A 19,600-nucleotide genomic window follows, 5' to 3' on the forward strand; every position below is an offset into this window, starting at 1 on the left:
CCGAGGAGTGGAACCGGTGTCTGATCTGTCCCAGATCGTGAAGGCGTACGACGTCCGGGGGACGGTGCCGGACCAGTGGGACGAACGTGTCGCCGGTGCCCTGGGAGCCGCCTTCGCCGAGGTGCTCGACGGCGCCGGAGAGCCGGGCCAGGCCGTGCTGATCGGGCACGACATGCGCGCATCCGGGCCGGCGCTGGCCACCGCCTTCGCCGCCGGCGTACGCGCCGAGGGGCGCCCGGTCGTCGAGATCGGGCTCGCCTCGACGGACATGGTCTACTACGCCTCCGGTGCGCTCGGGCTGCCCGGGGCGATGTTCACCGCCAGCCACAACCCGGCGCAGTACAACGGCATCAAGATGTGCCACGCCGGAGCCCGCCCCGTCGGGCAGGACACCGGGTTGGCGGAGGTACGTGACCGGGCACAGGCCCTGCTCGACAAGGACGAGGCGATCGGCACGCCGACCGCGCCGATCGAGCGGCGTGACCTGCTGGCCGACTATGCGGCACACCTGCGCACGCTGGTGGACCTGTCCGGCATCCGGCCGTTGACCGTCGTGGTGGACGCGGGCAACGGCATGGGCGGGCACACCGTGCCCAGCGTGCTCGGCAACGCCGCGTGGCCGGCCCTGCCGCTGCGCATCGTCCCGCTGTTCTTCGAACTGGACGGCACGTTCCCCAATCACGAGGCGAACCCGCTGGACCCGGCGAACCTGGTCGACCTGCAACGTGCCGTGGTGGCGCACGGCGCGGACATCGGACTGGCGTTCGACGGCGACGCCGACCGCTGTTTCGTGGTCGACGAGCGGGGCGAACCGGTCTCGCCGTCGGCGATAACCGCGTTGGTCGCGGCCCGGGAACTGGCCAAGCATCCGGGCTCGACGGTGATCCACAATCTGATCACCTCCAGCGCGGTGCCGGAAATCATCCGGGAGCACGGTGGTGAGCCGGTGGTGGCCCGGGTGGGACACTCGTTCATCAAGGCAGAGATGGCCCGCACCAACGCCGTCTTCGGTGGCGAGCACTCGGCGCACTACTACTTCCGGGATTTCTGGTTCGCCGACACCGGCATGCTGGCGGCCATGCACACCCTGGCGGCGCTCGGCGAGCAGCCGCTGCCGCTGTCCACGCTGGCCGCCGAGTACGAACGGTACGCCGCCTCCGGCGAGATCAACTCAACGGTCGCGGACCAGGCGGCCAAGGTGACCGAAGTGCGGGCCGCGTACCCGGACGCCGAGGCCGACGAAATGGACGGCCTCACCCTGCGCTTTCCCGACGGGGCGTGGTTCAACCTGCGCGCCTCGAACACCGAGCCGCTGCTGCGGCTCAACGTCGAGGCACCCACCGCGGAGCGGATGATCGAGCTGCGCGACGAGGTGCTCGACCGGGTTCGCCGATAAGATCGCTCGCGCCGGCCGGCACCGCCGATCGGTGAAGCCGCATACGTGGAAGGAGCCGCGCAGTGGCCCTGGACCCGCAGTTGCTGGAAATCCTCGCCTGCCCGGACACGCATCATGCCCCACTTGACTACGACGCCCAGGTGCAGACGTTGACCTGCACCGAGTGCGGCCGGATCTTCGAGGTCCGCGACGACGTACCGGTGCTGCTGCTCGACGAGGCCCGTGACCCCGCGGAGCAGTCGTGATCGACGGGACGGCCGGCGTCAGCGGCCACCGGCACGCCGACGAGCGGCTGCTCGACGACCCGCAGGCGTTGGTCGAGCGTGATCCGGGCGGCATGTTGCGGCACACCGCCTCGGCGGGGGCGCAGGTGCGTGAGTCGGCAGCGCTGGCCGCCGAGGCCAACCTGTCCGTGCTCGCCGACGACGGGCGTCCCCGGGCGGTCGTGATCGCCGGCATCGGCACGGCCGGGCGTACCGGTGACGTGCTGGCAACGGTCGCCGGGCCGCGGTGCCCGGTGCCGGTCATCGCGCACCGCAGCGCGGGGGTACCCGGCTGGGTCGGTGCCGCCGACATGGTGATCGCCATCAGTGCCTCCGGTCGCAGCCCCGAGGCGTTGGGTGCCGCGGAGGCCGCTCACCGTCGTGGTGCGCGGCTGGTAGCGGTCGGCCCACCGGACTCGCAGTTGCAGTCGGTGGCCGAGCGGGCGCGGGCCCCGTTCATCCCGGTGCCCCGACGGGCCCCCGCCCGGGCCAGCCTCTGGGGGCTGACCGTGCCCGTGCTGCTGGCGGCCCGCGCACTCGGGCTGGTGAAGGTCAACGAGGCGGATCTGGCGGAGACGGCGGCCCGGCTGGACGCCGACGCGGATCGCTGCCGGCCGACCGCCGAGTCCTTCGTCAACCCGGCGAAGTCCCTCGCGCTCGGCCTGGCCGGTTCGGTGCCGATCGTGTGGGGTTCGTCGCCGCTGGCGTCGGTGGCCGCCCGCCGGTTCGGCGACACCCTCTCGGCGAACGCCCGGTATCCGGTGGTCACCGGAGCGCTCGGTGAGGCGGGCCGGGGCCGGGTCGGTCTGCTCGATGGCGTCTTCGGCGGCCTGGCGGAGGGTGAGCGCGACATCTTCGCCGACACGGAGGAGCCGGTCGCGGAGGGCACCCGACTGCGGTTGGTGCTGCTACGCGACGGCGGCCTGAACGCCGAGGACGACGCCGACGAGCCCCTCGCCGTCGAGGAGCGGCGCGCGGAGGCGGTGCAGACCCTCGCCGAACGGCGGGGCGTGCGGTGCGACGTGGTCACCGCTGAGGGCGGTTCGGCGTTGGAACGGCTCGCCTCCCTGGTGGCGGTGCCGGACTTCGCGTCGATCTACCTGGCGCTGGCGCACGGCCTGGACCCGATGGCGGTGCCGGCGATCACGGAGATGAAGGAGCTGTCCAACCAGTGAGCGGTGCGGCGGCGTGAGTGTCCAGGGCCGCACGAAGGCGACCATCGCTGCGTTGCTCGCCAGCGCCGAGAAGGTGGCCCGGGGAGCCGACGAGGTCAAGGTGCGGCTGCGGGCCGCGGTGTCGGTGGCCCGGGCCGTCCACCTGGGACCGGAGATCAACCTGAAACCGGACATCTACCACGCCAGGACCGAGCCGCCGTCGGTGTCTGGGCAGCCTGGGAGCTGATCGGTGGAACCGCTGTACGGCCCGACCAAGGACTACGCCTGGGGATCCCGCTCGGCGATCGCCGAACTTCAGGGGCGGCCGACGCCAAGTGCCGGCCCCGAGGCCGAGCTCTGGCTCGGGGCTCATCCCGGCGCGCCGGCCGCCGTGGAGCGGAGCGGCGTGCCGGTCGCGCTGACCGAGGTGTTGGCGGACGACCCCGTTGCCTGGCTCGGTCAGCCGGTGGTCGACCGCTTCGGGGCCCGGCTGCCGTTCCTGCTCAAGGTGCTCGCCGCGGATGCCCCGTTGAGCTTGCAGGCCCATCCGGACGCCGAGCAGGCCCGGGCCGGCTACGCCGCCGAGTACGGCCGGGCCGCTGGGCACCGCAACTACGCCGACCCGTTCCACAAGCCGGAGCTGCTGGTGGCGCTCGGGCCGATGGAGGCGCTGTGTGGATTCCGGTCTCCGGACATCTCGGCGCCGGTGCTCGCCGGTTTGGGCATCCCGGAGTTGCGGCCGGTGCTCCACGCGTTGGCCACCGGGCCGGCGGGGCTCGCCGACGCCGTACGCCTGTTGTTGGAATGGCCGGCGGCGCGCCGCGCGGGGCTGGTGGCGGCGGCCGGGGCCGCGGTCACCGGCCCGGACGCGGAGTTGGTCGCCCGGCTCGCCGAGGCGTACCCCGATGATCCCGGCGTGCTGGTGGCGTTGCTGCTCAACCGGGTGACGTTGGTTCCGGGGGAGGCGATCTGGATGCCGGCCGGAAACCTGCACGCCTATCTGCGCGGTACCGGGGTCGAGGTTATGGCCGCCAGCGACAACGTGCTGCGTGGCGGGTTGACCCCGAAGCATGTGGACGTGGGCGAACTGCTCGACGTGCTCCGCTTCGAGGTGCTCGACGAGCCGGTGGTCGCGCCCCGGACGGTCGCCGACGGGGTGGTCACCTGGCCGGTACCCGTCAACGACTTCGCGTTGCATCGGGTGACGGTGACCGACCGCCGGCCCGAGGTGACGCTGAGGGTGCCGGGTCCCCGGGTGGTGCTCTGCACCTCCGGCGAGGTGACGGTGTCCGACGGGGTGGCGCCGGTGGCGCTGCGCTCGGGACGGGCCGCGGTGGGGCCGGCGGGTGTCGATTCGCTCACCTTCGCCGGCGCCGGTGCGGCGTACGTTGCCTCGACCGGCGAGATCTGAGCCCGACCGGTTTGATCCGAGTGCCTTGGCGAGGGGGAGTCGACCGGACCGCTCGGGCCGACAAGTCCGACTTTCCCGAAATGGCTTGACTCATTTCTTGCTTAGTGTGACGCTATGGATGCGCAGCGTTAACGCGACGAAGGTCCGGGAGCGCGCGGGGGAACCAAACCGGGGGGATGCACGGGGCGGACGGCCATGGACGGTACGCGTCCACGGTCGGCCGCCCCGTGTGCTGTCCGCAATCGTGCCAGCCATACCGTGCGTGCGCGCGTAAGGTGGGAGGTTGCGCAGCAACATCGTCCGACAGGAGCTTTCATGACCAGCACCCTCCCGGCGTCCGCCAGCGGCACGCCGTCCGAGGCACGGCCACGCACTCTCGCCGAGGGCGACTACAAGGTGGCGGATCTGTCGCTCGCCGAGTTCGGGCGCAAGGAAATCCGCCTCGCCGAGCACGAGATGCCCGGTCTGATGGCGATTCGTCGCGAGTTCGCCGAGACGCAACCCCTCGCGGGTGCGCGGATCACCGGCTCGCTGCACATGACGATCCAGACCGCCGTCCTGATCGAGACCCTGGCCGCGCTCGGCGCGCAGGTCCGCTGGGCCTCCTGCAACATCTTCTCCACCCAGGACCACGCCGCCGCCGCGATCGTCGTCGGCCCCGACGGTACCCCCGAAGCGCCCGCAGGTATTCCGGTCTACGCCTGGAAGGGCGAAACCCTCCAGGAGTACTGGTGGTGCACGGAGCAGGTGCTCGACTGGCCCGACGGTGCCGGCCCGAACATGATCCTGGACGACGGCGGTGACGCGACCCTGCTCGTCCACCGGGGCGCCGAGTTCGAGAAGGCCGGTGCCGTCCCGCCGGTCGAGTCCGCCGACTCCGAAGAGTACGCGGTCGTCCTCGGCCTGCTACACCGTTCGCTCAGCGAGGACAACCAGCGCTGGACGCGGATCGCCGCCGACATCCAGGGCGTCACCGAGGAGACCACCACCGGCGTACACCGTCTCTACGAGATGCACCGCGCCGGCACCCTGCTCTTCCCGGCCATCAACGTCAACGACTCGGTGACCAAGAGCAAGTTCGACAACAAGTACGGCTGCCGTCACTCGTTGATCGACGGCATCAACCGCGCCACGGACGTGCTGATCGGCGGCAAGATGGCCGTCGTGCTCGGCTACGGCGACGTGGGTAAGGGCTGCGCCGAGTCGCTGCGCGGTCAGGGCGCCCGGGTCGTGGTGACCGAGGTCGACCCGATCTGCGCACTCCAGGCGGCGATGGACGGCTACCAGGTGGCCACCCTGGAGGATGTGGTCGAGCAGGCCGACATCTTCATCACCGCCACCGGTTGCTTCGACGTGATCACCAACGAGCACATGGCCCGGATGAAGCACCAGGCCATCGTCGGCAACATCGGTCACTTCGACAATGAGATCGACATGGCCGGCCTGGCGAAGCGCTCGGACGTCACGCGGGAGAACATCAAGCCGCAGGTCGACGTCTGGCGCTTCGACGACGGCCACGCCATCATCCTGCTCTCCGAGGGCCGCCTGCTGAACCTGGGCAACGCCACCGGCCACCCGAGCTTCGTGATGTCGAACTCGTTCGCCAACCAGACGATCGCCCAGATCGAGCTGTTCACCAAGACCGCCGACTACCCGGTCGGCGTCTACGTGCTGCCGAAGCACCTGGACGAGAAGGTCGCCCGGCTGCACCTGGGCGCGCTCGGCGCCAGGCTGACCACGCTGACCAAGGAGCAGGCCGCCTACCTCGGCGTCTCCACCGGAGGCCCGTTCAAGCCGGACCACTACCGCTACTGACCGAACTGGCCGGCTGGGGACGGTTGTCCAGTCCCGCCTCGGGAAGCACTGCCACTCCCGAGCGTGATGTCACCGGGCATGTTACGCCGACGTGACAGCACGCTCGGGAGTGGCAGTGCGTCACGCACCCGGTACGAGGGCTGGTCCGTCAGCGCGGTTGGTCGCGGCGTCGGCTGGGGCGGACCCAGGTCCATGCGCACCACACCAGCCAGGCCACCGACACCAGCGCCGCCAGGGTACGCAGCCGCAGCGCGCTGAGCAGCAGCACCAACGCGAGCACGGCCAACCATGGCCCGAAACCCCTCAAACCGGCCTCCCCGGTGTCCGTTCGACGCCGCCCACCGGCGTCGGTGGTCGTTCCCGCCCCGCCCCGCCCCGCGCCAGCGGATCGGTCACCGGCTCGTCCGGTCGACCCGCTACCGGCGGGCAAGCGAGCTGTGGCCACAGCACGGCGGCGAGTGCGCGATCGCCGGCCAGGAGATCACGGGCCCGCCGGTGCCTCTCGCTGAGGACGGCGGCCAGGTAGACCGGCTCCGGTAGCCCGGGAGGTGGCGGTGGGGCGGTCACCGCCGCCACCTGGTGCCACAGCCGCCGGGCCAACTCACCTCGCGCCGGTTCGCTGAACCGGTGGGCCCGGGCCAGGTACTGCCGGGTGGCGAGTGCCAGCGGTGCGTCCAAGCGGCTCAGGTCGAGTGTGTACGCCCAGCCGACCAGCGCCGGCACGACGTCCGGAACCGGTCGCCACCTGGCCGCGATCCGGGTGTGCACCACCATGGTGCCCGCCACCAGGTCGCCCAGCCGTCGGCCACGCGGGTCGCTGAGCATCACGGTCACCCCGGCGACCCAGGACAGCAGTGGCAGTACCAGGCCCGGCCACTCCACGGCGACCCCGACCAGCGCCCGGCTCACCGACTGCCGGAACCCGACCGGCGCACCGTCGACGCTCACCACCCGCAGCCCGACCGCGGCCTTGCCCAGGGTGCGGCCCTGATTGAGTCGTTCGAAGAGCACCGGGTAGCCGACCAGCAGCAGGACGAGCCCGACGGTGAGCAGTGCCCGCTCCAGCGCCGCGTCGATCACTCCGTACGGCAGCACGGCCAGTGTCAGGCCGGCCAGCGCGGCGAGCAGCAGGCCGAATGCCAGTTGGACCAGCACGTCGAGCAGCAGCGCGAGCACCCGGGAGCCGATTCGGGCGGCCCGCACGTCCAACTGCACGGCTTCACCGCTGACCAGACCGGCGTCGCCCCAGGACGGGGCGGCCCACGGTCGCGGCGCTGTGCTCACCCCGACAGTGAACACTATGATCGCCCGGTCGGAGGTGGTCGGTGGATCTCGACGCGTACGTCGCGGAGTATGGCGGCCAGTGGCGTCGCCTGGACCAGCTCTGTCGCCAACGGCGGCTCGACACCGCCGAGGTCGACGAATTGGTCGCGCTCTACCAGCGGGCCACCACCCAACTGTCGGTGCTGCGCAGCCGCTCACCCGACCCGGCCCTGGTCAGCGAGCTGTCCCAGGTGGTCCTCCGGGCGCGGGCCCGGCTCACCGGGCGACCTCGGCCGTCCTGGGCCACGGTGCGGCGGTTCCTGCTGGTGGATTTTCCCGGTGCGGTCTGGCGGGCGGCACCGTGGTGGTGTGCGGTGGCGACCGCCTTCACCCTGCTCACCTTCGCCCTGATCGCGTTCGTGTCGGACAACCCGGAGACGGCGGCGGCCTTCATCGGCGAGGAGGACGCGGCCGAGTTGGTGGAGTCGGGCTTCGCCGGCTACTACACGGAGTTCTCCGCCCCGACGTTCGCCTTCCACCTGTGGACGCACAACGCGTGGCTGGCCGCCAAGTGCCTGGCGGCGGGAGTGCTGATCGTGCCGGTCGCCTACCTGCTGTGGCAGAACGTGGTGAACATCGGTGTGGTCGGCGGGGTGATGGTCTCCTACGGTCGGGCGGATGTCTTCTTCGGCCTGATCACTCCCCACGGGCTGCTGGAGTTGACCGGAGTGTTCGTGGCCGCGGGGGTGGGTCTGCGGGTCGGGTGGGCGTGGATCGCGCCACCGGAGCAGCTCACCCGAGGGCAGGCAGTGGCCCGTGCGGGGCGGGAAGCCGTCCTGGTGGCCCTCGGGCTGGTGGTGCTGTTCGCCGTGTCGGCGGCGATCGAGGCGTTCGTGACCCCGGCTCCGGTGCCGGCGCCGGTGAGGATCGCCGCAGGTGCCGCCGCCTGGCTCGCCTTCCTCGCCTACGTCATGGTCCTCGGCCCCCGTACCCCTGCCCACCGATCGAACTGGGGAGTGGGGTGGGGGATGGTCAGAGTTGAGCGGTTGATTTCAGGTGGAGGTAGGTGTCGGCCAGGGCGGGGGCCAGGCGCGCGGCGGTGACGTCGACGACGGTGACGTCGTGCCTGGCCAGGGCGGCCGTAAGGTGGTCGCGTTCGGCGAGCGTACGCCAGGCGGCCGCTGCGGCGTAGGCGTCCGCGGCGCGGCGTGGCGGCTCGGTGGTGAGCGCCGTCAGCACCGGGTCCTGGGCCGCGGCCACCACCACCCGGTGCCGGGCGGCCAGCCGAGGCAGCACGGGCAGCAGACCCTCGCCGAGCGCACCGGGCTCCAAGGCGGTGAGGAGCACCACCAGGCTTCGTGGCCGGTGCCGGCGTAACAGCTCGCCCGCGATCAGGCGAAAGTCCGTCTCGACCAGCGCGGGTTGCAGTGGGGCCAACGCGTGCGCCAGCCGACTCCACTGCGCCGGCCGCTCGGCCCCGCCGACCGAGGCACGTGGTACGACGTCGGCGGCGAGCACGTCCACCCGGTCGCCGGCCCGTGCCGCCAGCGCGGTGAGCAGCAGAGCCGCGTCGATCGACGCGTCCAGCCGGGGTTCGTCCCCGAGTCGCACCGCCGAGGTGCGACCGGTGTCCACCACGCAGACCAGGCGCCGGTCCCGTTCCGGCCGCCAGGTCCGCACCAGCACCTCGGCGATGCGGGCGCTGGCCCGCCAGTCGACGGAGCGCACGTCGTCACCCGACACGTACTCACGCAGCGTGTCGAATTCGGTACCCGGGCCACGGCCGTGGCCGACCTGCGTACCGGCGATGAGCCGCAGCCGGGCCAGCTTCTCGGGCAGGTGCCGGCGGGAGTCGAAGCGGGGCAGCACCCGCAGCGTCCACGGCGGGGTTCTCGGTCGGCCGGCACGCTGCCGGAAGGCCAGCCCGAGGGGCCCGAACGAGCGGACGGTCAGCTCCGCCGTGGGCCGGTCGCCACGGCGGGTGGGGGTGAGGCGGCTGGTCAGCGTGATCACCTCACCGGCGGCGACATGGACCAGCCGGGTCGTCGGTACGTCCGGTTGGGCCCCGGCCGACGGCACCCAGGCGTCGCGGACCTGGGCCCGCAGCGGCCGACCGGAGGCGTTACCCAGGTGCAGGGTGACCGTGGCGGTGCCGCCGAGCCGGACGCTGGGATCGCCGGTGCGCTGCGCGGTGAGCGCCCGCAGCGGTGCGGCGAGCGCGAGATCCACGGCGAGCAGCAGCAGGACCGCGACGGTCATCACTGCCACTCCGGCCAGTGGCGACGGCCATGCGGGCAGGGTCAGCGCGCCCGCCGCGAGTAGCGCCGCCGCCCGCCAGGTCATCGCGGGGTCGGCACGGTGGCCAGCACCGTGTCCAGTACCGCGTCCACCCCGACGCCCTCCAGCTCGGCCTCGGGGCGTAGCCGCAGCCGGTGACGCAGGGTGGGCCGGGCCATCGCCTTGACGTCGTCCGGCACCACGTGGTCGCGGCCGGTCAGCCAGGCCCACGCCTTCGCGGTGCCGAGCAGGGCTGTCGCCCCGCGGGGCGAGGCACCCAGTTCCAGGGTCGGGGTGGCACGGGTGGCCCGACACAGGTCCACGACGTAGCCCAGCAGGGACTCGGCCACGTGCACCCGGCCCACCGCGGACCGCGCGGCAGCCAGGTCGGCCGCGTCGGCCACCGGTCGTACCCCGGCGGCGGTCAGGTCCCGAGGGTCGAAGCCGGCGTGGTGGGCGCGGAGCACGCCCAACTCCTCCTCGCGGGCCGGCAGTGGCACGGTGAGCTTGAGCAGGAACCGGTCAAGCTGGGCTTCCGGCAGCGGATACGTGCCCTCGTACTCAACCGGGTTCTGGGTGGCGGCGACGATGAACGGGTCGGGCAGCAGCCGCTGCTCACCCTCGACGGTGACCTGCCGCTCCTCCATGACCTCCAACAGGGCGGACTGCGTCTTCGGCGGGGTTCGGTTGATCTCGTCGGCGAGCAGCAGGTTGGTGAAGACGGGCCCCGCGCGGAAGGTGAACGCCGCGGTCCGCGCGTCGAAGACCATGGAGCCGGTGACGTCACCGGGCATCAGGTCGGGGGTGAACTGCACCCGCCGTGCGGTCAGGTCGAGTGCGGCGGCCACCGTTCGCACCAGCAGGGTCTTGGCCACCCCCGGCACGCCCTCCAGCAGCACGTGGCCACGGCAGACCAGGGCGACGATCAGCCCGGTGACCACGGCGTCCTGCCCCACGACGGCCTTGGCGACCTCGGAACGCAGGCGGTGCAGCGCGGCCCGGGCGGGATCGGCGGCGGTCGGGTCGAGGGTCATGGCGGGTCGGGTCACCGGGTGTCTCCTTCGGATCGCGGCTTCGGCAGCCGGGCCTGGTACGCCGGATCGGTCGCGGTGCCGGCGGGCTGCGGTGGCGCGGGCGATGGCGGTTGCGTGGCGGACGACGGCGTGGTGTCACGGCCCGTGCGGTTCAGGTCTCCGGCCAGCGCCAGCAGGTCGCGGTCGGTTTCCGGCACGTCGCCGTAGAGCAGTTGTCGAATGGTGTCGGTGCGGTCGCCGGTGGCGGAGGCCACCGCGGCGGCGACGTCGTCCGGTGGCGCGTCGGCCGGCAGGTGCAGCCGACCCGTGAGCCGGGACCGGGCGGCCTCGCGCAGGGTCTGCGCCGCGCTGTTCCGGGCTCGCGCCCGCCGGTAGAGCCGGGCCCGGCCGAGCACCGTCTCGGCGCCGGGCACGGTCACTGGCAACGGCTCCGGCGTGGGCGGGCCGAGACGCCGGGCACACCCGGCGGCGATCAGTAGCACGGCCAGGGCGAGTTGCAGCAGCAGTGCCCAGAACCAGGGCGGGAAGGCAGACCAGAGCGGGTTGGCGCTGCCGTCCCGGTCCGGCCCGCCGGGACCGGACGCGTCGCCGCCCGGCCGGCTGTCGGGCGTGGGCTGCTCACGCTCGCCGCCGCCCAGTTCCTCCTGGTCGTCGGGCTCGCCGAAGCCGTCGCCAGAGGACTCCGGCAGTTGCGAGGTCGGGGCGCGGCTGGGCTCGGGTGGGGGCGGCGCGGGGCCGTCGAGGTCGAGCCAGACCACCCGGCCGGCGGTGGCGAGCAGCCCGGTGGCGAAGGCGTGGTTGTCCCACTCGCCGATCCGGTCGTTGCGGAACGGATCGCTGGCTCCCACCACGATGCTCTCGGCGGGGCCGGGGAGGCGGGCCAGGCCGCCGGCGAAGCAGAGGTCGACGCTCCCCGGCGGACCGGTCGGGGCGTACCGCTGCCGGGCGACCGCGGCCGTGGCTGCGGGGGCGACGTCGGCCAGGGGACAGGGCCGGTCGCCGACGTGCGGGGTGAGCGCCCTGGTCGCCCACCGCCGCCCGGCTGGCCGAAGCGACAGCCCGGCGGCGTCCAGCACCCGCCGGGGCGGATCCACCAGCACCAGTCGGGTGCCGGCGGGCAACAGGCCCAGGTAGCTGACGGTCCGTGGGTGTAGCAGCCCGGGTGCCGGCACGAAGAGGGTGGCCGCCCCGGGCCGGGTGGCCAGCAGCGCCTGGATAGTGTCGGTCTCCCGCTGCACCACGATCCCGCGCCGGGCCAGGCTCTCGGCGAGCCGGCTGCCGCCGTCGTCACCGGTCACCACCGGGGATAGGAAACCCCGGTCGGCCTGGTCCGGTTGGTCGACCTCGCGGCTGACCAGTGTGACGGCGATCAGCAGTGCGCCCAGCAGCACCGGAATCAGGACCCGGTGACGACGCCTTGCCGGTTGGGCCGTCATCGTGCCACCGCCCCGCCCGCGTCGGGTGGGTCGGCGTCGGCAGGCCCGTCGGCGAGTACCTGCCGCAGCCGGTCGGCATGCTCGCGCATCCGGTGGTCGTGCTCCGCCGTCGCCGGGCGCTGCGCGTACCACACCTCGGAGAAGATGGTGGCGGCGGCGGCCAGGGGCGGGCCGGCCGGCGGCCGGTGGGCGGCGGCCACGGCGACGACCTCGGTGACGGTCATGCCTGGCCGAATCCGCACCAGGTGGCGGTCGGCCAGGTCGTGGAGCATCACACGCAGGCGTTCGCGGACCGCCTCGTCGTGTCGGCCCTCGGCGGCCAGCCGGTCGGCCACTGTGCGGGTGGCGGCGGGTGCTTGGTCCGGTGTGGGAGTGGGCGTGGTCGGTCCCGGCGCGGCGACGCCGGGCTTCGGGCGGGCCGGTCGGGTGCGGCGTCGCCGGGGCAGCCAGGCGGGGAAGGTGTACCAGCCGGCGGCGGCCAGCGCCGTCGCCAGCACCACCAGCAGCAGGGCCAGCGGCAGCGGCAGGTGGTCGCCGAGCGCCGCCGTGCTCTCGGTCCACCAGCGGCTGAGGCTCATCCGCCGACCGCCAGCAGGTCTGCCGGGGTACGCGGGGTGGCGGCCCGGGAAAGGTGGATGTCCAGCCCTTCGCTGCGGATCCGGGTCTCCAGATGCACCACGGCGTCCAGGCAGGCGAGCGCGGCGTAGGCACCCGCGTTCACCATCGCCCAGACCAGCATGGCGGCGCCTGCCGCCCAGCGGTCGGAGACCAGGCCGAGTGTGCTCAGCGCGGTGAGGAGACCCCAGCCGAGCCCGACCCGCAGGATCCACCAGACGAGGTAACCCAGCACCCGCAGGGCGGCGCCGCGGCCGTCGACCCGCAGCGCGAGGGTGGCGGAGCGGCGGATGGCGCGGCTCGGTGCGACGCGGTCGATCACCAGTGCCGGGGCCACCGCGCCGAGCAGGGCGAAGCCGACGAGCCAGGTGGGGCCGATCAGGGAGAGGAACAGCATGACGGCACCGACCAGCGCGCAGAGCCCGACGGTGGAGCCCCAGCGGCCATCGGGGGCACGCAGCAGCTCTCGGGCGGTTGTCCGCTGGCCGAGCAACGCGTTGCCGGCGGCGCGGGCGGCCGGGTTGCCGAGCAGCAGGATGATCATTGCCTCGGTCGCGGCACCAACGGACAGCAAGACCCAGAACGGGGCGAAGGCGCTCAGGCTGGGCGCCCACCACAGCGGCGGGGTGGCACCCGCGACGTCGCGCAGCGGCAGCAGCAGGAGTTGTTCGCCGGCAGCCAGGGCGGCGGCGAGTGGGATCAGGAGAGCTGCCTGGCCGCGCAGCAGCAGGACGGCGGAGTCGAGCGTTTCGCCGATGGTGAGCGGGCGGCCGGGGAGCACGACGGTCGGGCCGGTCTCGGGCACGCGTACTCCTGGGAAGCGGCGGGTGGTGGCGCGCTGCGGCGCACCCGGGGATCATGTTGACACGCGCGATCCTCCCGGGTGCAGTCCCGCTCCGGGGGCGGCTCATGTGGGGGCGGAACCGGCCGGTGCTGGGCAGCGCCCGCCTGGCGGCAGTAGCGTGCCGGGTGACGCCGATCCCACCGAACTGACGGGATGGAAACATTAACCCCATGAGAGCTCGGGTACTGGTGGTCGACGACGACCCTGCGCTCGCCGAGATGCTCGGCATCGTGCTGCGTAGTGAAGGTTTCATGCCCTCCTTTGTCGCGGACGGAGAACGGGCACTGGCCGCGTTCCGGGAGAATCGTCCCGATATCGTCCTGCTCGACCTCATGCTGCCCGGAATGAGCGGTATCGACGTGGCGCGGGCGATCCGGGGCGAGTCCGGGGTGCCGATCGTCATGCTGACCGCGAAAAACGACACGGTGGACGTCGTGCTCGGTCTGGAGTCGGGGGCCGACGACTACGTGGTGAAGCCGTTCAAGCCCAAGGAACTGGTGGCCCGGATGAGGGCGCGGCTGCGGCGGGGCGAGGACGCCGCGCCGGAGATGCTCACCATCGGCCCGCCCGAAAACCAGATCTCCATCGACGTCCCGGCGCACACCGTCAGCCGCAACGACGAGGAGGTGAAGTTGACGCCGCTGGAGTTCGACCTGCTGGTCGCGCTGGCCCGCAAGCCGCGTCAGGTCTTCACCCGGGAGGTGCTGCTGGAGCAGGTCTGGGGGTACCGGCACGCGGCGGACACCCGGCTGGTGAACGTCCATGTGCAGCGGCTACGTGCCAAGATCGAACCAGATCCGGAGCGACCGGAAATCATCCTGACCGTTCGCGGCGTGGGATACAAGGCGGGTACCGGATAGCCTGGTCGGACTGTGACCACCTCCCCGCTGAAGGATCTCGAGTCGACGTCCCGCCGCCGTGGTGCCGCGCGGGAGCTGTGGCATGCGGTTGGTGATCGGGCGGCCCGGTTGCTGGCCGGCCTGCACCAGACCTGGCGTCGCTCGCTGCAGGCCCGGGTGGTGACCATCACGTTGGTGACGTCCAGCCTGCTGGTCGGCGGCTTCGCGTACCTGATCGCGGACAAGATCACGAATATCCTGCTGGAGAACGCCAAGACCGACGTCCAGCTCCGGCTGCTCAACGGGGCGGAGTACGCGGCCAAGCAGTTCAGCCTCTACGGCCAGCCGCAGGAGGCCCAACTCCAGGAGACCATCGACGGCACGGTCAACTACCTGGCCGGCGGTGACCCGCAGCAGAACAGCGGGGTGGTCGTGGCGCTCACTGCGGAGAGCTGGCCCGGAGTCATCGAGCCGCGTACCTCGCCGGCGGCGAACGTCCGACCGCTGATCAGCCCCGAGCTGCGCGCCGCGGTGGCCGGCGGCAACGTGGCCAACCAGATCCGCACCGGCCGGCTCACCGGCGAGTCCGAGCGCAAGTACCTGGTCTACGGGTCACCGGTGCCGACCCGGTTCGGTCAGGTGGAGCTCTACTACTTCGTGCCGCTGACCCTGCAGGACACGACGGCGGCCCAGGCGCGGGCCACCGTGGTGGCCACCGGGGTCGCCCTGGTGCTGCTGCTCGGCCTGCTCGCCGCGCTGGTGACCAGGCTGGTGGTGATCCCGGTGCGGGTGGCCGCCCGCACCGCGCAGCGGCTCTCGGCCGGTCTGCTGGACCAGCGGATGGCCGTCAACGGCGAGGACGACCTTGCCCTGCTCGCCGCGTCGTTCAACCAGATGGCCACCAACCTGCAACGGCAGATCCTGCGGCTGGAGGAGATGTCGCGGCTACAACGCAGGTTCACCTCGGACGTCTCGCACGAGCTGCGCACGCCGCTGACGACGGTACGGATGGCCGCCGATCTGATCTTCGCGGAGCGTGCCGAGTTCGACCCGGCGGTGGCCCGCAGCGCCGAACTGCTCCAGGCCGAGCTGGACCGGTTCGAGGAGTTGCTGACCGACCTGCTGGAGATCAGCCGGTTCGACGCGGGGTTCGCGGTGCTCGACGCCGAGCCGACCGATTTGGTGCCGGTAGTCCATCGGGTGGTGGACCGGCTGTCCGGGCTGGCCGAGCGGGTCGGGGTGGACATCGAGCTGGACGTCCCCGCCACCCCGGTGATCGCCGAGATCGACCCTCGGCGGGTCGAGCGGGTGCTGCGCAACCTTGTTGGCAACGCCGTCGAGCACGGCGAGGGCCGGCCGGTGCGGATCACGCTCGGGATGGACGAGACGGCCGTCGCGCTGACCGTGCGCGACCACGGCGTCGGGCTCAAGCCGGGCGAGGAGAAGTTGGTGTTCAACCGGTTCTGGCGGGCCGATCCGTCCCGGGCCCGGCAGACTGGCGGGACGGGTTTGGGGCTGTCGATCAGCGTGGAGGACGCGCGGCTGCACGGCGGCTGGCTGGAGGCGTGGGGCGCGCCGGGTCAGGGCGCGCAGTTCCGGCTGACCCTGCCGGCGCGGGCCGGTGACCGGCTGACCACCTCGCCGTTGCGGCTGGTGCCGGCGGACGTGACGCTGCCGTTCGGCGTTCCCCCGGCTGGCGGCCCGCTGGCCATCTGCCCCGGCCCGAACGGCACGCTCGCGGTCGGTCCGGCGGCGACACCGCCGCGCGTGGAGGTGGGTTCGTGAGGCGGCGGCTGCTGATGGGTGTGCTCGGCGGGACGATGGCGGTCGCCGTCGCCGCCGGCTGCGGCATTCCCGACCGCAGCGAGGTGCAGATCGAGCAGCGTGGACCGGCTGCGGAGACGAACCTCTCGCTGGGCCGGGGCACCGAACCGCCGCCCCGGGAGGCCGCCGGCAGCGACGCCGAGGCGTTCGTGCGGAATTTCCTCTCCGCGGCGGCGGGCGAGCCGGATCGGGCGTACGAGCGGGTGAAGCGGTTCATCACGACCTCGGACCGGGCCGGGTTGCAGGAGAAGCAGGGCAGCGAGGTGGCGCTGTCCGTGGTGCGGCTCACCGACGATCCGGTGATCGAACCGGACGTCGACAGCATGAAGGTGACCATCGCCGTGCAGCAGGTTGGCCTGCTCCGGGCCAGCGGCGTGCTGGTGCCCCCGGTCGCGACCGAGTCGACCTACGAGTTTCGACTGGTCAGCGCCGGTCCGCTGGGTGACGAGGACGCCGGCTTCTTCGTCAGCGACCCGCCGAACGTGCTGCTGCTCAGCGACGATGCCCTGCGCCGCTACTACCAGTCGAAGTCGATCTACTTTTGGGCCTCGGACCGCACCCGGCTGGTACCGGACCAGCGGTATCTCTCCTCGGTGGTGCCGGCGGAGCGTCGGGTCAGCGAGGTGGTCCGGTGGTTGACCGCCGGCCCCTCGGAGTGGTTGCGGGTCGGGGTGTCCGGCCTGCCCGACCGGACCGAGATGATCAACAATGCCACCGGCTCGGACGGGCGCTGGGAGGTCAACCTGGATATGCCCGGCGTCGATGAACAGCGGCTGGAGCAACTCGCCACCCAGCTGGCGTGGTCGTTGCCGGAGCTGGACGGCACTCTCGAAATCAAGATCCTCAACCAGTCCCGCAAGGTGGTCGACCTCGGCGAACGGCGGAGGTTGAACCAGCTGTACGAGATCGACCCGAACGCCCGGCGGTACTGCGTCTACGACGGGGCCATCCACGCGCTGACCGTGGCCAACGAGCCGGCCGGCCTGGTGCCGGTGGCTTCCGAGGTCAACCGCGACATCGTCACCGCGGGGCTACGCCGCGCCGGTGAGGAAACCCTGGCCGCCCTGGTGGTGACCGGCGAGGACGAGCGGCAGCGACTGGCCATCGGCCGTGGCCGCTCGATGGTGGAGCACCTGCTGCGCGGTTCCACCACACACACCGCCATCGGGCGGCCGGCCTGGATCGGTATCGACGGTGGCCGTCCGGCCGGGTTGGTGGTCGCCGACGGTAGCCTGTACCGCTTCGACGACCTAGCCTCCATGCGGCAGGTGCCTCTCGGCCTGCCCGGCCGGGTCGGTGCGGTGGCGGCTGCCCTGGACGGGCAGCGGGTCGCGCTCGTCGTCGACGGCGCGCTGTACGTCGCCGCGATCAACTGGGAGGCCGGGGTTCCCGCGGTCGGCCCGGCCCGGCGACTGGTCACCTCCCTGACCAACGTCACGGCCGTGGAGTGGTGGGCGGAGAACCGGCTGCTGGTGGCTGGTGCGGCCGGCCGTCCGGCGATCTACGACGTGAGCGTCGACGGCGCCCTGGAGACCCCGCTGCGGGAGGACACCGGCTCCCAGGTCAATCACCTGGCCGCGTATCCCACGACCCAGTTGTCCCCGCTGGCCGGCTCGTTCATGTACGAGGCCAACGGTGTCGCCTACCGCCTCAACCCATTCGAGCGAATCAACCGGGAGCAGGTTCAGGACGTGACTTTGCCGCCGGCGGGAGTACGCCCGGGCGACCCCACCGCGCCGATCTTCCTCTACTGAGTCGCCGTGCTGGGCGGGATCTGGGCGGACCTGGCCGACCTGGTGCTGCCCGCCGAGTGTGCCGGCTGCCGGGCCCGCCGGTCGGGACTACGGCACGGGGTCTGCCCTGACTGCGTGACCGCGCTGCGGGCGTTGCGCCCCCGGCCGGTGCGGCCCGTTCCCGCCCCGCCGGGACTGCCACCCTGCCACGCCCTCGGAACGTACGGCGGTCCGTTGCGGGAGGTGCTGCTGGCGTACAAGGAACATGGTCGGCACGCCGTCGCCGGGCCGCTCGGTGCCCTGCTCGCCGAGGTGGTCGCGGCGGCGGTCGGTCCGGTGCGTCCGGTGCTGCTGGTGCCGGTACCGGACACCCCGGAGGCGGCGCGGGCCCGCTACGGCGACCATCTCGGCCGGCTGGCCCGGCACTGCGCGCGACGGCTGCGAACGGCGGGCTGGCCGGTGCGGGTACACCGGCCGGTGCGGGCCCTGCCGCGGCCGGACTCGGTGACGCTGGACAGCGCCGGTCGGGCCGCGGTGGCCGCGAGCGCGTTCCGGGCCCGGCCGGGTGTCGTCGCGGCACCCCGGGGATCGACCGTGGTGCTGCTGGACGACATCGTCACCACCGGGTCGACCCTGGCGGCGGTCAGTCAGGTGCTGACCGCGCGTGGGTTGCCGCCTTCGGTGGCGGCGGTGCTGGCGGCGACCGAGAAGAGACATCATCGGTGACTGGTTGTGTTTCCATTTAACCCCTTCGTGTATGTGGTGTGGAAATTCCCCGGTGGTCTTGGCGACCGGGGGTGACGGCCGGGCGAACAGGAGTTAGCGTTTGGTTGTCGGGGGTAGGAAGGTCACCCCAGCCAGTCCCCGGCGGTGAAGGGAGGCGTAGCCGTATCGACCGGTCGACGCCGAGCGGGGCCATCCCGGGCACGACCGGAGTTTTCGGATCGAGGACCGTCCGTACGAGGGAGGTCACGTGGACATCGTGGTCAAGGGCCGTAACGTCGAAGTGCCGGACCATTACCGGGTGCACGTAGCAGACAAGCTCGCCAAGATCGAACGCTACGACCACAAACTTATCCGTGTCGATGTCGAACTGTTTCACGAGCGCAATCCGCGCCAGGCCGATCACTGCCAGCGGGTGGAGATAACCTGCGTCTCGCGTGGCCCGGTCATCCGGGCGGAGGCCTGCACGAACGACTTCTACAGCGCGCTGGACGCGGCGATCGCCAAGCTCGACGCCCGGTTGCGCCGCGCCGCCGACCGGCGCCGGGTCCACCGTGGCCGGCACGCGCCGCTGTCGGTTTCGGCCGCGACCGCCGGGCTGCCGGTGACCGACCTGCCCGCGCTGACCGCACCCGCGCCGAACGGCACCGCCACCGCCGTGGCCGAGCGGCCCGACGAGGAGTACGCGGACAACCAGCCGTGGCACATCGCGCGGGAGAAGGTGCACTCCGCCGAGCCGATGACGATCGACGACGCCCTGTTCCAGATGGAACTCGTCGGCCACGACTTCTACCTGTTCCACGACAAGGAGTCCGGCCGGCCGAGCGTCGTGTACCGACGGCACGCCTACGACTACGGCATCATCTCGCTGGACATCTGATCCGGTGCCGGCGTCTCGGGTCGGGGTCCTCCCGGCCCGAGCCGTCACGCCTGCCCTGCGCGCCGCGCCAGCCCGCCGGCGGACGCCCGCGCC

General features: G+C 72.3%; 19 protein-coding genes. 12 read left to right on the forward strand and 7 right to left on the reverse strand.

Going from position 1 to position 19,600, the window contains the following annotated elements; all coding sequences use genetic code 11:
• The first annotated feature begins 16 nt into the window (after positions 1–16).
• The 6 genes from ACFHWY_RS12140 to ahcY all read left to right on the forward strand — a co-directional run bounded on the left by ACFHWY_RS12140 (position 17) and on the right by ahcY (position 6,039).
• A complete protein-coding gene (locus ACFHWY_RS12140) occupies positions 17–1,396 on the forward strand; it encodes a phosphomannomutase/phosphoglucomutase (RefSeq protein ID WP_416580258.1) in 1,380 nt (459 codons plus the stop codon).
• A 62-nt stretch (positions 1,397–1,458) separates the two neighbouring features.
• Complete coding sequence (locus ACFHWY_RS12145) at positions 1,459–1,641, forward strand: Trm112 family protein (RefSeq protein ID WP_416580259.1); 183 nt, start codon at positions 1,459–1,461, stop codon at positions 1,639–1,641.
• A complete protein-coding gene (locus ACFHWY_RS12150; RefSeq protein ID WP_416580260.1) occupies positions 1,638–2,834 on the forward strand; it encodes an SIS domain-containing protein in 1,197 nt (398 codons plus the stop codon). The genes ACFHWY_RS12145 and ACFHWY_RS12150 overlap by 4 nt, the downstream gene beginning before the upstream one ends.
• 13 nt (positions 2,835–2,847) lie before the next feature.
• On the forward strand, positions 2,848–3,060 hold the full coding sequence (locus tag ACFHWY_RS12155; RefSeq protein ID WP_416580261.1) for a hypothetical protein: 213 nt from the start codon (positions 2,848–2,850) through the stop codon (positions 3,058–3,060).
• Between the two features lie 3 nt (positions 3,061–3,063).
• Positions 3,064–4,224, forward strand: coding sequence for a mannose-6-phosphate isomerase, class I (gene manA / locus ACFHWY_RS12160; protein ID WP_416580262.1), 1,161 nt, complete (start codon positions 3,064–3,066; stop codon positions 4,222–4,224).
• A gap of 315 nt (positions 4,225–4,539) precedes the next feature.
• Positions 4,540–6,039 (forward strand): adenosylhomocysteinase, encoded by a 1,500-nt coding sequence (ahcY, locus tag ACFHWY_RS12165; protein WP_416580263.1) that lies wholly within the window; start codon positions 4,540–4,542, stop codon positions 6,037–6,039.
• Positions 6,040–6,187: 148 nt separating this feature from the next.
• Here the strand turns inward: ahcY and ACFHWY_RS12170 are convergent, their stop codons facing one another.
• Positions 6,188–6,346 (reverse strand): hypothetical protein, encoded by a 159-nt coding sequence (locus ACFHWY_RS12170; RefSeq protein ID WP_416580264.1) that lies wholly within the window; start codon positions 6,344–6,346, stop codon positions 6,188–6,190.
• Positions 6,343–7,323, reverse strand: coding sequence for an RDD family protein (locus ACFHWY_RS12175; RefSeq protein WP_416580265.1), 981 nt, complete (start codon positions 7,321–7,323; stop codon positions 6,343–6,345). The genes ACFHWY_RS12170 and ACFHWY_RS12175 overlap by 4 nt, the downstream gene beginning before the upstream one ends.
• A 41-nt stretch (positions 7,324–7,364) precedes the next feature.
• On the opposite strand from ACFHWY_RS12175, the gene ACFHWY_RS12180 reads away from it, so the two are divergent.
• Positions 7,365–8,405 carry a stage II sporulation protein M gene (locus ACFHWY_RS12180; RefSeq protein WP_416580266.1) on the forward strand — a complete coding sequence of 347 codons (1,041 nt, stop codon included), beginning with the start codon at positions 7,365–7,367 and terminating at the stop codon, positions 8,403–8,405.
• Here the strand turns inward: ACFHWY_RS12180 and ACFHWY_RS12185 are convergent.
• From ACFHWY_RS12185 to ACFHWY_RS12205, 5 genes are read right to left on the reverse strand one after another with little or no spacing between them, the layout of a single operon-like run.
• The gene (locus ACFHWY_RS12185) at positions 8,335–9,645 is read right to left on the reverse strand and encodes a DUF58 domain-containing protein (RefSeq protein ID WP_416580267.1); all 1,311 of its coding nucleotides are present in this window, start codon (positions 9,643–9,645) and stop codon (positions 8,335–8,337) included. The genes ACFHWY_RS12180 and ACFHWY_RS12185 overlap by 71 nt on opposite strands.
• Positions 9,642–10,613, reverse strand: coding sequence for an AAA family ATPase (locus ACFHWY_RS12190; RefSeq protein WP_416580336.1), 972 nt, complete (start codon positions 10,611–10,613; stop codon positions 9,642–9,644). Before ACFHWY_RS12190 ends, ACFHWY_RS12185 begins: the two co-directional genes overlap by 4 nt.
• An 11-nt stretch (positions 10,614–10,624) precedes the next feature.
• Positions 10,625–12,049 carry a DUF4350 domain-containing protein gene (locus tag ACFHWY_RS12195; protein ID WP_416580268.1) on the reverse strand — a complete coding sequence of 475 codons (1,425 nt, stop codon included), beginning with the start codon at positions 12,047–12,049 and terminating at the stop codon, positions 10,625–10,627.
• Positions 12,046–12,627 (reverse strand): DUF4129 domain-containing protein, encoded by a 582-nt coding sequence (locus tag ACFHWY_RS12200; protein ID WP_416580269.1) that lies wholly within the window; start codon positions 12,625–12,627, stop codon positions 12,046–12,048. Before ACFHWY_RS12200 ends, ACFHWY_RS12195 begins: the two co-directional genes overlap by 4 nt.
• On the reverse strand, positions 12,624–13,469 hold the full coding sequence (locus ACFHWY_RS12205; protein ID WP_416580270.1) for a hypothetical protein: 846 nt from the start codon (positions 13,467–13,469) through the stop codon (positions 12,624–12,626). The genes ACFHWY_RS12200 and ACFHWY_RS12205 overlap by 4 nt, the downstream gene beginning before the upstream one ends.
• Positions 13,470–13,678: 209 nt before the next feature.
• Here ACFHWY_RS12205 and mtrA point away from each other — a divergent pair, with 209 nt between their 5' ends.
• The 5 genes from mtrA (at position 13,679) to hpf (ending at position 19,507) form a co-directional block, all read left to right on the forward strand.
• On the forward strand, positions 13,679–14,368 hold the full coding sequence (gene mtrA, locus ACFHWY_RS12210) for an MtrAB system response regulator MtrA (protein ID WP_416580271.1): 690 nt from the start codon (positions 13,679–13,681) through the stop codon (positions 14,366–14,368).
• A 12-nt stretch (positions 14,369–14,380) separates the two neighbouring features.
• The gene (mtrB, locus tag ACFHWY_RS12215) at positions 14,381–16,132 is read left to right on the forward strand and encodes an MtrAB system histidine kinase MtrB (protein ID WP_416580272.1); all 1,752 of its coding nucleotides are present in this window, start codon (positions 14,381–14,383) and stop codon (positions 16,130–16,132) included.
• Positions 16,129–17,925, forward strand: a complete 1,797-nt coding sequence (locus tag ACFHWY_RS12220) for an LpqB family beta-propeller domain-containing protein (RefSeq protein WP_416580273.1) — start codon at positions 16,129–16,131, stop codon at positions 17,923–17,925. The genes mtrB and ACFHWY_RS12220 overlap by 4 nt, the downstream gene beginning before the upstream one ends.
• A 6-nt stretch (positions 17,926–17,931) precedes the next feature.
• Positions 17,932–18,630, forward strand: a complete 699-nt coding sequence (locus tag ACFHWY_RS12225; RefSeq protein WP_416580274.1) for a ComF family protein — start codon at positions 17,932–17,934, stop codon at positions 18,628–18,630.
• A gap of 247 nt (positions 18,631–18,877) precedes the next feature.
• The gene (gene hpf / locus ACFHWY_RS12230; protein ID WP_416580275.1) at positions 18,878–19,507 is read left to right on the forward strand and encodes a ribosome hibernation-promoting factor, HPF/YfiA family; all 630 of its coding nucleotides are present in this window, start codon (positions 18,878–18,880) and stop codon (positions 19,505–19,507) included.
• Positions 19,508–19,600 lie beyond the last annotated feature (93 nt).

The organism is Micromonospora sp. LOL_024 (assembly GCF_048060415.1).
GTDB lineage: Bacteria > Actinomycetota > Actinomycetes > Mycobacteriales > Micromonosporaceae > Micromonospora.